The 12,634-nt window shown below is 69.4% G+C and carries 12 protein-coding genes; 7 read left to right on the forward strand and 5 right to left on the reverse strand.

The window, feature by feature from the left end; all coding sequences use genetic code 11:
* The first annotated feature begins 85 nt into the window (after positions 1-85).
* The 4 genes from U5O44_RS10185 (at position 86) to ftsB (ending at position 4,328) form a co-directional block, all read left to right on the forward strand.
* Positions 86-1,744, forward strand: coding sequence for a CTP synthase (locus U5O44_RS10185; protein ID WP_322588314.1), 1,659 nt, complete (start codon positions 86-88; stop codon positions 1,742-1,744).
* The gene (gene kdsA / locus U5O44_RS10190) at positions 1,745-2,602 is read left to right on the forward strand and encodes a 3-deoxy-8-phosphooctulonate synthase (RefSeq protein ID WP_322588315.1); all 858 of its coding nucleotides are present in this window, start codon (positions 1,745-1,747) and stop codon (positions 2,600-2,602) included. It abuts the gene before it with no gap.
* A gap of 131 nt (positions 2,603-2,733) precedes the next feature.
* Positions 2,734-4,017 (forward strand): phosphopyruvate hydratase, encoded by a 1,284-nt coding sequence (gene eno, locus U5O44_RS10195; RefSeq protein ID WP_322588316.1) that lies wholly within the window; start codon positions 2,734-2,736, stop codon positions 4,015-4,017.
* 17 nt (positions 4,018-4,034) lie between these two features.
* Entirely contained in the window at positions 4,035-4,328 is a 294-nt protein-coding gene (gene ftsB / locus U5O44_RS10200; RefSeq protein ID WP_322588317.1) for a cell division protein FtsB, read from the forward strand.
* Between the two features lie 17 nt (positions 4,329-4,345).
* On the opposite strand, the gene glcF is transcribed toward ftsB, so the two are convergent.
* The 4 genes from glcF to U5O44_RS10220 all read right to left on the reverse strand — a co-directional run bounded on the left by glcF (position 4,346) and on the right by U5O44_RS10220 (position 9,181).
* Positions 4,346-5,596 (reverse strand): glycolate oxidase subunit GlcF, encoded by a 1,251-nt coding sequence (gene glcF, locus U5O44_RS10205; protein ID WP_322588318.1) that lies wholly within the window; start codon positions 5,594-5,596, stop codon positions 4,346-4,348.
* Positions 5,586-6,680: a glycolate oxidase subunit GlcE gene (glcE, locus tag U5O44_RS10210; RefSeq protein ID WP_322588319.1), complete on the reverse strand. Its 1,095-nt coding sequence runs from the start codon at positions 6,678-6,680 to the stop codon at positions 5,586-5,588. The genes glcF and glcE overlap by 11 nt, the downstream gene beginning before the upstream one ends.
* Complete coding sequence (locus U5O44_RS10215; RefSeq protein ID WP_416222165.1) at positions 6,680-8,155, reverse strand: FAD-linked oxidase C-terminal domain-containing protein; 1,476 nt, start codon at positions 8,153-8,155, stop codon at positions 6,680-6,682. The genes glcE and U5O44_RS10215 overlap by 1 nt, the downstream gene beginning before the upstream one ends.
* Before the next feature lie 126 nt (positions 8,156-8,281).
* Entirely contained in the window at positions 8,282-9,181 is a 900-nt protein-coding gene (locus U5O44_RS10220; protein WP_322588321.1) for a LysR substrate-binding domain-containing protein, read from the reverse strand.
* Between the two features lie 54 nt (positions 9,182-9,235).
* Here U5O44_RS10220 and pnuC point away from each other — a divergent pair, with 54 nt between their 5' ends.
* Genes pnuC through U5O44_RS10235 form a run of 3 tightly spaced genes read left to right on the forward strand, consistent with a single transcriptional unit; the run spans position 9,236 to position 11,858 of the window.
* The gene (gene pnuC / locus U5O44_RS10225; protein WP_322588322.1) at positions 9,236-9,862 is read left to right on the forward strand and encodes a nicotinamide riboside transporter PnuC; all 627 of its coding nucleotides are present in this window, start codon (positions 9,236-9,238) and stop codon (positions 9,860-9,862) included.
* Positions 9,862-10,506, forward strand: a complete 645-nt coding sequence (locus U5O44_RS10230) for an AAA family ATPase (protein ID WP_322588323.1) — start codon at positions 9,862-9,864, stop codon at positions 10,504-10,506. Before pnuC ends, U5O44_RS10230 begins: the two co-directional genes overlap by 1 nt.
* Positions 10,507-10,565: 59 nt before the next feature.
* Positions 10,566-11,858, forward strand: coding sequence for an acyltransferase family protein (locus U5O44_RS10235; protein WP_322588324.1), 1,293 nt, complete (start codon positions 10,566-10,568; stop codon positions 11,856-11,858).
* Here U5O44_RS10235 and U5O44_RS10240 read toward each other — a convergent pair.
* Positions 11,797-12,615 carry a ferritin-like domain-containing protein gene (locus tag U5O44_RS10240; protein WP_322588325.1) on the reverse strand — a complete coding sequence of 273 codons (819 nt, stop codon included), beginning with the start codon at positions 12,613-12,615 and terminating at the stop codon, positions 11,797-11,799. The genes U5O44_RS10235 and U5O44_RS10240 overlap by 62 nt on opposite strands.
* Positions 12,616-12,634 lie beyond the last annotated feature (19 nt).

The following is a 12,634-nucleotide window of genomic DNA, read 5'->3' on the forward strand; positions in this document are numbered from 1 at the left end:
TCTCGTTTTACCACCACGGCCCTCCTGAAAGTTGCTCGCCCGGCGCCCATCCGCCCGCAGCATCGGCAAGGGAGGGCCGCTCCACATGACCAAGTTCGTCTTCGTCACCGGCGGTGTCGTGTCCTCCCTGGGCAAAGGCATCGCCGCCGCTTCTCTGGCCGCCATTCTCGAATCGCGCGGCCTGAAGGTCACCCTCATCAAGCTGGATCCGTACCTCAACGTCGATCCGGGCACGATGTCGCCGTTCCAGCACGGCGAGGTCTTCGTCACCGACGACGGCGCGGAAACCGACCTGGACCTGGGCCACTACGAGCGCTTCATCACGACGCGCATGCGCAAGTCGAACAACTTCACCAGCGGCCAGATCTACACCTCGGTGCTGGAGAAGGAGCGCCGCGGCGACTACCTCGGCAAGACGGTGCAGGTCATCCCGCACGTCACCAACGAGATCCAGGACTACGTGCGCCGGGGCGCGGGCGTCGGCACGCCGGACGCCGTGGACGTGGCGATCGTGGAGATCGGCGGCACGGTCGGTGACATCGAGTCGCTGCCCTTCCTCGAAGCCGTGCGCCAGATGGCACTGAAGCTCGGCCCGACCAACTCCGCGTTTGTCCACCTGACCTATGTGCCGTGGATCGCGGCGGCCGGCGAGTTGAAGACCAAGCCGACCCAGCACACGGTGCAGAAGATGCGCGAGATCGGCATCCAGCCCGACGCCCTGCTGTGCCGCGCCGACCGGCCGATCCCTGACGAGGAGCGCGAGAAGATCTCCCTGTTCACCAACGTCGCGCTGCATGGCGTGATCTCGGTCTGGGACGCGGACACGATCTACAAGGTGCCACGCATGCTCCACGAGCAGGGCCTGGACGAGATGATCTGCATGAAGTTCCAGCTCCTGACCAAGCCGGCCAACCTCGGCCGCTGGGACCGGCTGGTCAAGGAAGTCGCCAGCCCGAAGGGCGAGGTCACGATCGCGATGGCAGGCAAATACACCGAGCTGTCGGACTCGTACAAGTCGCTCAACGAGGCGCTGCGCCACGCCGGCATCCACCACCACGTCAAGGTCAACATCGAGTACGTGGACTCCGAGACGCTGACGCCCGACACCGCAGCACAGCTCTCGAAGTACGACGCGATCCTGGTCCCCGGCGGCTTCGGCAAGCGCGGCATCGAGGGCAAGATCGTCGCGGCGCAGTACGCCCGCGAGCACGGCATCCCCTACCTCGGCATCTGCCTGGGCATGCAGGTCGCCACCATCGAATACGCCCGCCACATGGCCGGCCTGACCGATGCCAACTCGACCGAGTTCGAGCCGGAGACGAAGCACCCGGTGATCGCCCTGATCGACGAGTGGCAGGACGCTGACGGCTCGATCCAGCGGCGCGACGCCAACTCCGACCTCGGCGGCACGATGCGCCTGGGCGCGCAAAGCTCGGACGTCAAGCCCGGCACCATCGCCCACGCCATCTACGGCGACGTCGTCACCGAACGCCACCGCCACCGCTACGAAGCGAACGAGAAGTACCTCGGCGCGCTGCAGAACGCCGGCCTCGTCATCTCCGCGATCACGCAGCGCGAGAAGCTGACCGAGATGGTCGAGCTGCCGCAGTCGGTGCACCCGTGGTACGTCGGCGTGCAGTTCCACCCCGAGTTCAAGTCCACCCCGTGGGACGGCCACCCGCTGTTCATCGGCTACATCGACGCGGCCCTCCAGCACAAGTCATCCGGCAAGGCAGGTCAGTAAATGCAGCTCTGCGGCTTCGAGGTCGGCCTGGACCGACCGTTTTTCCTGATCGCCGGCACCTGTTCGATCGAGGGGCTGGAGATGTCGCTGGACGTGGCCGGACAGCTCCAGGAGGCCTGCACGGCGCTGGGCATCCCGCTGATCTACAAGGGCTCGTTCGACAAGGCCAACCGCTCCTCCGGCACCAGCCAGCGCGGCGTCGGGATCGATGCCGGTTTGAAGATCCTCGACGAGGTGCGTCGGCAGACGGGGCTCCCCGTGCTCACCGACGTGCATGACGAAGCGCAGATCGCCGAAGTCGCCAGCGTGGTGGACGTGCTGCAGACGCCCGCGTTCCTGTGCCGCCAGACCGATTTCATCCGCGCCGTCGCCCAGAGCGGCAAGCCGGTGAACATCAAGAAGGGCCAGTTCCTCGCGCCCTGGGACATGAAGAACGTCATCGACAAGGCCCGCGCCGCCGCCAAGGAAGCCGGGCTGTCGGAAGACCTGTTCCTGGCCTGCGAGCGTGGGGTCAGCTTCGGCTACAACAACCTCGTGGCCGACATGACCAGCCTGGCCGAGATGCGCCGCTCGGGCGCCCCGGTGGTGTTCGACGTGACGCACTCGGTGCAGAAGCCGGGCGGGCTGGGCAATGTCAGTGGCGGTGCACGCGAGATGGTGCCGGTGCTGGCGCGGGCTGGCGTGGGCGCGGGCGTGGCGGGACTGTTCATGGAAACGCACCCGAACCCGGCCCAGGCCTGGAGCGACGGGCCGAACGCGGTGCCGCTGAAGCGCATGCGGGCGTTGCTGGAACAACTCGTGGCACTGGATCGCGTCGTCAAGTCGCAACCTTTGCTCGAAAACGATTTTTCGTGTTGAGCCTTGCTTGAGCCCCACTTCAGGCTGGGGATTTAGGATCACGGGTTGCGTCGGAATGTTCAGCGGGGGTAACGCCCGGAAGGCACCATCCGCACACCAACGACCCAGGACTTTGAAACAGGAGTGAAGAGATGAGCGCCATCGTAGACATCGTCGGCCGAGAGATCCTCGACAGCCGCGGCAACCCCACCGTCGAATGCGACGTGCTGCTGGAAAGCGGCGTCATGGGCCGTGCGGCCGTGCCGAGTGGCGCGTCCACCGGCTCGCGTGAAGCCATCGAGCTGCGCGACGGCGACAAGAGCCGCTACCTGGGCAAGGGCGTGCTGAACGCCGTCCAGAACATCAACACCGAAATCTCGGAAGCCGTGCTGGGTCTAGATGCCGCCGAACAGGCCTTCCTCGACAAGACCCTGATCGACCTCGACGGCACCGACAACAAGTCGCGCCTGGGTGCGAACGCGATGCTGGCCGTCTCGATGGCCGTGGCCCGCGCTGCGGCCGAAGAATCCGGTCTGCCCCTGTACCGCTACTTCGGCGGCATGGGCGGCGTGCAACTGCCGGTGCCGATGATGAACGTCATCAACGGCGGCGCCCACGCCAACAACAACCTCGACCTGCAAGAGCTGATGATCATCCCGGTCGGTGCCCCCACCTTCCGCGAAGCCGTCCGCTGGGGCGCCGAGGTGTTCCACGCGCTGAAGAAGATCATCCACGACAAGGGCATGAGCACCGCCGTGGGCGACGAAGGCGGTTTCGCCCCGAGCGTGCCGAACCACGAAGCCGCGATCCAGATGATCCTGGACGCCATTGAGAAGGCCGGCTACCGCGCGGGCGAGCAGATCGCCCTGGGCCTGGACTGCGCCGCCAGCGAGTTCTACAAGGACGGCCAGTACCACCTCGAAGGCGAAGGCCTGGTGCTGACGGCCGAAGCCTGGACCGACATCCTGGCCACCTGGTGCGACAAGTACCCGATCATCTCGATCGAGGACGGCATGGCCGAAGGCGACTGGGCCGGCTGGAAGCACCTCACCGACCGCCTGGGCAAGAACGTCCAGATCGTGGGCGACGACCTGTTCGTGACCAACACGAAGATCCTGAAGGAGGGCATCGACAAGGGCATCGCCAACTCGATCCTGATCAAGATCAACCAGATCGGCACCCTGTCGGAGACCTTCGCCGCCATCGAGATGGCCAAGCGCGCCGGCTACACCGCCGTGATCTCGCACCGCTCGGGCGAGACCGAGGACTCGACGATCTCGGACATCGCCGTCGGCCTGAACGCCGGTCAGATCAAGACCGGCTCGATGAGCCGCTCGGACCGCATCGCGAAGTACAACCAGCTCCTGCGCATCGAAGAGGATCTGGGCGAGATCGCCGTGTACCCGGGCCGCGCTGCGTTCTACAACCTGCGCTGAACGCCTGAGGGCTGGGCATGACGACCTCGCGCGTCATCACCGTGCTGCTGCTGGGCCTGCTCGGGCTGGTCCACGGCTCGCTCTGGTTCGGCAGCAACGGCACGCCGCGCGTGCGGGAGCTGTCGGCACAAGTGGCCGACCAGCAGACCCGCAATGCCGCGGCGCGCGTGCGCAATGACCAGCTGGCGGCTGAGCTGAAGGATCTGAAGGACGGCCTCGAAGTCATCGAGGAAACCGCCCGCCACGAGCTGGGCATGGTCAAGCCGGACGAGATCCTGGTGCAGTACCCGCGGGCCCCGCGGGCGAACTGACGGCCTGCCCGCGGCGCTCACCCTCCCCCGAGCGCCGCGTCCACCACCTCCACCCAATGCCGCACCGGCGTCGCACAGCGTGACCCGGCTCCCGTCTGCAGATGCGTGATGCAGCCGATGTTGGCCGAGACGATCGTGTCTGGCTTCAGCGCGGTCAGGTTCGCCAGCTTGCGTTCGCGCAACTGCTGCGACAGCACGGGCTGCAGCACCGAGTAGGTGCCGGCCGAGCCGCAGCACAGGTGGCTTTCGTTCGGCAAGGACACCGTGAACCCCAATTCACGCAGGCCTGCTTCCAGCCCGCCCTTGAGCTGCTGGCCGTGCTGCAGCGTGCAGGGCGGGTGCAGCGCGAGCTGTCCGGCCTGTGCGGCGGCGGCCAGCTTTGGTTTGAGGATCGGCACCAGCATCGGCAGCAGCTCGCTCAGGTCGCGTGTCAGCGCGCTGATGCGTGCTGCCTTGTCGGCATAGGCCGGGTCACCAGCCAGGTGGTGGCCGTATTCCTTCACCGTCACGCCACAGCCGGAGGCGTTCATCACGATCGCCTCGACCTCGCCGCGCTCGACCAGCGGCCACCAGGCGTCGATGTTGCGCCGCATGTCAGCCAGCCCGCCGCCCTGGTCGCCCAGGTGCGCCCGGATCGCGCCGCAGCAGCCCGCGCCCGGCGCGGTCACGACTTCAATGCCCGCCGCGTCGAGCACACGCGCGGTCGCGGCGTTGATGTTCGGACTCATCGCCGGCTGCACGCACCCTGCCAGCATCAGCATCCGCCGCGTGTGTGACCGCGTCGGTGTGCCGCGTGGATCGGCCACCACCCGCTCGGGCACCTTCGCCTTCAGCACCGCCGGCAGCAGCGGCCGCACCGCCTGCCCGAGCGCCATCGCCGGCGCGAACAGCGGCGAGGTCAGCCCCTCCTTGAGCAGCCAGCGGGTGGCGCGCTCCAGCGGCGGGCGCTCGACCCGCTCGTCCACCAGCCGCCGCCCGATGTCGACCAGCTCGCCATACGGCACGCCCGACGGGCAGGTCGATTCACAGTTGCGGCAGGTCAGGCAGCGGTCCAGGTGCAACTGCGTCTCGCGCGTGGCCGGCTCGCCTTCGAGGAAAGCCTTCATCAGGTAGATGCGGCCGCGCGGGCCGTCCAGCTCGTCGCCGAGGAGCTGGTAGGTCGGGCAGGTCGCGGTGCAGAAGCCGCAGTGGACGCACTTGCGCAGGATGGCCTGCGCGGCCTCACCATCGGCGGTGCCGGCGAATTCGGGGGAGAGTTCAGTGTGCATGGGTGGAGGCGTGCGGAGAGAACAATCCGAGGGGATCGAAGGACGCGCGGACCTGCCGGTTCAGCCGCGCCAGCACCGGCGACAGCAGCGCCGTGCGGGCCTCGCCGGGCGCGGCTCCGACGTGGCACTCGGCGTGTCCGCCCGCGTGGGCTGCCGCTTCGTGCACCGCCGCCGGCGGCTCGTCGCTCAGCAGCCAGCGCTGCCCGCCATGCCACTCGATCAGCCCCTCGCCGCGCAGCCGCAGCATCGGCGCGTGCGGCGCCACCGACAGGCGCCACAGCCGCTGACCCGCCGGCAAGCCCTGCGCCGCGAACGCCCACAGCGCGTGGGTGCGGTCGCGCAGGCTGTTCCACAGCGGCATCGCCACCGCGTCGTCCAGCAGCTCGCCGCCCAGGCTCTGGCAGGCCGCGTCCACCGCCGCCTGCGCGCCGCTCAGGCGCAGCAGCAGCACACCCTCGTGCCACAGGCTGGCGTTCAGCGGCAGCGGCTGACGCGACCACGCGGTGAGCCTGGCCAGCGCCTCTGGCGCGCTCAGCGCGAACCGCAACGTCACCGTCGCCACCGGACGCGGCAGCACCTTCAGCGACACGTCGCACAGCACGCCCAGCGTGCCCCACGATCCGGCCAGCAGCCGCGACACGTCGTAGCCGGCGACGTTCTTCATCACCTGCCCGCCGAAGCTCAGCAGCTCGCCCCGTCCGTTGAGCATCGTGGCGCCCAGCACGAAGTCGCGCACGCTACCCACCGACGCCCGCGACGGCCCGGCCAGGCCGGAGGCGACCATGCCACCGACCGTGCCGCGTCCGCCCAACCGGGGCGGCTCGAACGCGAGGCACTGGCCCTGCTCGGCCAGCGTCGCCTCCAGCTCGGCCAGCGAGGTGCCGGCGCGCACGGTCACGACCAGCTCGGTCGGCTCGTAGGCGCTGATGCCGGCCAGCTGGGTCAGGTCGAGCACCCGGGCCTCGGCGCGGACCGGCTCGGGGCGCCACGCGGCCTTGCTGCCATGGCCACGAAGGTCGAGCGGCGTGCGGGTGGCCGCCGCGTCGAGGAGCTGCGCGCGCAGCGTCTGCAGTGCGTCGTCCATCAGAAACGCTCCAGTTCGGGGAACGGCAGCAGGCCGCGGCTGACGTGCATCTTTCCGTACTCGGCGCAGCGGTGCAGCGTCGGGATCACCTTGCCGGGGTTGAGCAGGCCAGCCGGGTCGAACGCCGCCTTCAGCGCCAGCATCTGCGCCCGCTCCTCGGGCGAGAACTGCACGCACATCGAGTTCAGCTTCTCCACGCCGACGCCGTGCTCGCCGGTGACCGTGCCGCCCAGGCGCACGCTGGTCTCCAGGATGTCGGCGCCGAACTGCTCGCAGCGGTGGAGCTGGTCCGGGTCGTTGGCATCGAACAGGATCAGCGGGTGCAGGTTGCCGTCGCCCGCATGGAAGACGTTGCAGCAGCCCAGGCCGTATTTCTGCTCCATCGCCTCGATGGCGCGCAGGATCTCGGCCAGCCGCTTGCGCGGGATGGTCGAGTCCATGCACATGTAATCCGGACTGATGCGGCCGGACGCCGGGAAGGCATTCTTGCGCCCCGACCAGAACCGCAGCCGCTGCGCCTCGTCCCGGCTCACCGCCAGCCGGCTGGCGCCGCAGCGCTGCAGCACGGCGGTCATGCGGCCGATCTCTTCCTCGACCTCCTCGGGCGTGCCGTCGCTTTCGCAGAGCAGGATGGCCGCGGCGTCGAGGTCGTAGCCAGCGTGGACATAGTCCTCCACCGCCGCCGTCATGCGCTTGTCCATCATCTCCAGCCCGGCCGGGATGATGCCGGCAGCGATCACGGCGGCCACGGCGTCGCCGGCGGCCTCCACCGTGTCGAAGCTGGCCATGATGCAGCGGGCGAGCTTCGGCTTGGGCACCAGCTTGACCGTGACCTCGGTCGTCACCGCCAGCATCCCCTCGCTGCCGACGACCACGCTGAGCAGGTCCAGCCCCGGCGCATCGAAGGCCTCGCCGCCGAAGGTCACCGCGTCACCCTCGGCGGTGTAGCCCTTCACGGCCAGCACGTTGTGCAGCGTCAGGCCGTATTTCAGGCAATGCACGCCGCCCGAGTTCTCCGCCACGTTGCCGCCGATGGTGCAGGCGATCTGGCTCGACGGATCGGGCGCGTAGTAGAGGCCGAACGGCGCCGCCGCCTCGCTGATCGCCAGGTTGCGCACACCGCACTGCACGACCGCCAGCCCGGCCTCGGCGTCCAGCCGCAGGATCTTGTTGAACTTCGCCAGCGACAGCGTGACGCCTTCGCGGTGCGGCATCGCGCCGCCGGACAGGCCGGTGCCCGCGCCACGGGCGACGACCGGCACGCCCATCGCGTGGCAGATGCGCAGGATGTCGGCGACCTGCGCGTCGGTCTCGGGCAGCGCCACCAGCAGCGGCCGCTCGCGGTAGGCGGTCAGGCCGTCGCACTCGTAGGGCGTGACGTCGGCGCGGCGCGACAGCAGCGCGTGGGCCGGCAGCACCGCGCGCAGGCGGGCGAGCACGGAAGCCTGGCGGGCGTCGCGGGCGGCCTCGTCCAGGCGGGGTTCGGGGGTCGGGATCGACACGGCGGGGTCTCCTCACCCAGGGCGGGTGCAGTGCCGTGGATCCTGCCGGGCCGCTGCACCGCCGACGTGAGAGTTGTTGCCCGCCAGCGTGAAGGATTTTCAGGCAACCGGGCCGAGCGCCTGCCGCAGCCAGTCCGCGAACGCCGCGCACTCCCAACGCTCCATCGCCCCCGGCCGCCAGCAGAGGTGGTGGTGCTGCGGCGACGCCACCGCCCGCGGCGACAGCCGCACCAGCCGCCCGCTGTCCAGCCACGCCGCACCCAGCCGCCGCCGCAGCAGCGTCACGCCGAAGCCGCAGGCTGCCGCGTCCAGCATCAGCCCGACATCGTTGAACTGCGCCCCCTCACGCGGCTCCGGCAGGCTCAGCCCGCAGGCGCGGAACCAGGTGCTCCATGGCTCCAGCGGGCTGCGGATCAGGCGCACACGCCCGATGTCGCCGGCGGTGTCGAAGGCGCCGAGCGGGCCCACCTCGTGCAGGTACTGCGGGCTGCAGGCCGGGAAGACCTCGTCACTCAGCAGGCGCACCTGCTCGACATCGGCGTAGGGGCCGGGGCCGTAGCGGATCTCCAGATCGGCCTCTTCGGACGTGACATTGGTGAAGGGAATCACCACCTGCAGCACGAGTTCGATGTCCGGCCACGCCTGGCGGAACAGCGCCAGCCTCGGCAGCAGGATCTCGCGCGAGAAGGTCGGCGTCACCGCCACACGCAAGGGCGTGCTGCGCCGCTCGGCCGCCGCGCCGGGTACCTGCTGCAGCGCCAGCAGGCCCTCGCGCACCCGGGCCAGATACGCCGCACCTTCCGGCGTCAGGCTGAAGTCGCCACGGGCGAAGAGCTTCACGCCGAGCTGGGTCTCCAGCTGGCGCAGGCGGTGGCTGACGGCGCTGGGCGTGACGCTGAGTTCGTCGGCCGCGCGCGTGACGCTGCGCAGCCGGGCCAGCGACTCGAAGGCGGCCAGGCAGTGGATCGGCGGAATGCGGCGGATGGCATCGGGATGCATGGCGTGTCATGATCGTCGATTTGTCACACTCTGACACCGCGAAAGACCCTGCCGATGGACGCCATCACCACTGCCCTGCAACCGATCCTCATCCCGGCGTTCACGCTCTGGGAGGCGCCCTTCACCTGGCTGGAGCTGATCGCCTTCGTGCTCGCCATCGCGATGGTCTTCGCCAACATGCGCGTGATGCCCGTCGCCTGGCCGCTGGCGATCGTGTCGTCGCTGCTCTATTTCGGGCTGTTTTGGAGCTACAAGCTCTACGGCGACGGTTCGCTGCAGATCTTCTTCGCGGTGGTCGCACTGTGGGGCTGGTGGCAGTGGCTGCGCGGCACCGATGGCGGCTCCCCCCTGGTCGTGCGCCACCTGCCACGGCAGGCCTGGGCGCCGGTGATCGGCACGGGCCTGGTGCTGTGGCCGGCGATCGGCTGGTTCCTGGACACCTACACCGACACCGACGTGCCGTACTGGGACGCCTTCCCGACCGCGTTCAGCCTGATCGGCCAGTGGCTGCTCGGCCGCAAGTACGTCGAGAACTGGACCACGTGGATCGTGGTCAACGTCGTCAGCGTCGGCCTGTTCGCCTACAAGGGGCTGTACCTGACGGTGATCCTGTACACGATCTTCATCGGGCTGTCCGTGGCGGGCTGGCAAGCGTGGCGCTCGCAGGTGAAACACCCCTGATGGCGGCCCTCGTCATTGCACTGATCGGCGCCGAGAGCACGGGCAAGTCGACCCTGGCGCGCGAACTGACCGTCTCGCTGGAGGCGGACGGGCTGGTGGTCGCCCACCTCGACGAGTACCTGCGCACCTTCTGCGACCTGCACGGCCGCACGCCCCGCCAGGACGAGCAGGTGCACATCGCCGCCGAGCAGACGCGCCGCATCGCCGCGGCGCGTGACGCGCGGCTGCTGCCGGTGGACGTGGTCGTGGCCGACACGACGGCGCTGATGACTGCGGTCTACAGCGACTACGTCTTTGGCGACACCACGCTCTACCCGCAGGCGCTGGCCGACCACCGCCAGGCCGACCTCACCTTGCTGATGGCGCTGGATCTGCCCTGGATCGCCGACGGCCTGCAACGCGACGGGCCGCAGGTGCAGCAGCCCGTCGACCAGATGCTGCGCCGCGCGTTGCTGGGGGCGGGCGTCGGCTTTTCGGTGATCGGCGGCGTGGGGCCGCAGCGGCTGGCGAATGCCCGCGCGGCCTGGGCCGCCGTGCAGCGCCAGGCCGCAGCCGGCACACCCCACCGGCCGACCGGCGGCTGGCGACACCACTGCGGCCGCTGCGGCGACCCGTTCTGCGAACAGCATCTTTTTTCACGCTGACCCCCCTTTCTGGGTGGACTTCAGGAACGCCTGCGAACCAGCATGGCAGCATCGCCGCCGTGACTGCGCGTACTCCAGCCCCCACCCTGGCTCCCGGCCATCTCGCCCACCTGCCCTCCCTGGACGGGCTGCGGGGCCTCGCCATCCTGCTGGTGCTGCTGCACAACTTCGACGTGCTGGACCTGGGGGGGGTGCACACGCTCGGGTCGGTGCTGGTCAAGGAGTCCTTCTACATCGGCTGGATCGGGGTGCAGCTCTTCTTCGTGCTGAGCGGCTACCTCATCACCCGCGGCCTGCTGGCCACACAGGACGCGCCGGACTACTTCGGGCGCTTCTTCATCAAGCGGGTGCTGCGGATCTTCCCGCTGTACTACCTGGCGCTGCTGGTGTTCCTGGTGCTGCTGCCAGCCACCGGCTGGGTGGAGCAGCGCCCCCTGCAGCACAGCAGCCTGTGGCTCTGGTTCTACCTCTCGAACTGGACCACGCCTTACGAGCCCACCGGCGGCCCGCTGCCCCATTTCTGGTCGCTGGCGGTGGAGGAGCAGTTCTACCTGGTCTGGCCGCTGCTGCTGTGGAGGCTGCGGCTGCGCCACATCTGGTGGCTGTGCCTGGGCCTGACCGCGCTGGCGCCGCTGGTGCGCTGGGCCATGGTGCAGCAGGGCTTTCCGGACGAAGCCCTCTACGAGTTCACGTTCAGCCGCATGGATGCGCTGACCGCCGGGGCCGCGCTGGCCGCCTGGGACCACGGCCGCGCGCTGCACGGCGCCACGCGCTGGCGGGCCTGGCACCTGCAGATGATCGGATTGCTGCTGCTGGTGGCCGCCGCCGTGGCCTCCCACGGCTTCCGGCGCATCGGCCCGGTGCCGCAGGTGCTCGGCTACAGCCTGCTGGCACTGAGCTTCGCGGCCTTGACCGGCTGGGCCGTGCTGACCGACCAGGCGCGCAGCCGCGGCGGCAGCGTGAGCCGCTGGAGCGCGGTGCTGCGCTGGTCGGTGCTGCGCCGCTTCGGGCACTACAGCTACGCGATCTATGTCTTCCACAAGCCGCTGCACGACCTCGTCGGCGTGCCGCTGCTGACCCATTGGACGGGACAGCCCCACACCGCGGATCTGGGCATCGCCACGCTCTACTTCGTGCTGGCCACGGTCGCTCTCTACGCCGTGGGCTGGCTGTCGTGGCACCTGTTCGAGCGCCATTTTCTCGCCCTGAAGGACCGGCTCTCCACCCCGCCACCCAAGCCGACCCGCCACGGCATCCGCGGCACGGTGACCGCCGCCCAGCGGCGCAGCTTCAAGACGCCGAAGTCGGCGGTGCGGGCTGCGCTTCTAGGAAGGCAAGCTCCTCGTCGCTGAAGCCGGCCTGCAGCCGTGCGACCCGGTTGAACGGCGGACGCAGCCGCGGCGCGGCGTACTGCGCCACCAGCACCCGGTAGTGCGCCACGGGATCCAGCCCTTCCCGGGCACAGGCCCAGCGGTACCACTGGTTGCCGATGGCCACATGCCCGATCTCGTCGCGCAGGATCACGTCCAGGATCTCCACGGCCCGCAGATCACCTGCCTTGCGCAGCTTGGTCTGGATCTGCGGCGTGGCATCCAGCCCGCGGGCCTCCAGCGTGCGCGGCACCAGCGCCATGCGCGCCACGAAGTCGCTGCGGGTCTTCCAGGTCATGGTCCACAGGCCATCGTGGGCCTCGAAGTCGCCGTAGGCGTGGCCGAGCGTGGCCAGGTGCTCGGCCACCAGCAGATGGTGGGTGGCCTCTTCGGCGGCCACGCGCAGCCAGTCGAGGTAATACGCCGCCGGCAGGCCGGGAAAGCGCCAGACCGCGTCGAGCGCCAGGTTGATCGCGTTGAACTCGATGTGCGCGATGGCGTGCATCAGCGCCGCGCGGCCCTCCAGCGTGAAGGGCGAGCGGCTCGGGACCGCATCGCCCCGCACCAGCACCGGCCGCGCGGGGCGCCCGGGCAGATCGGGGGGCTCGTCCAGCACGGCGCCGGGATCCAGCGGCAGGCTCGGCGTGCCAACCTGTGCCCAGAGGGCCTGCACCGCGTATGCTTTGCGCACCGGATCGGCGATGCGCAGGGCCTCCAGGGCCTGTTGTCGTAAGTCCATCCTTGGAATTTTCCCCCGG

The sequence above is a fragment of the Sphaerotilus sp. genome, assembly GCF_034519685.1.
Taxonomy (GTDB): domain Bacteria; phylum Pseudomonadota; class Gammaproteobacteria; order Burkholderiales; family Burkholderiaceae_C; genus Sphaerotilus.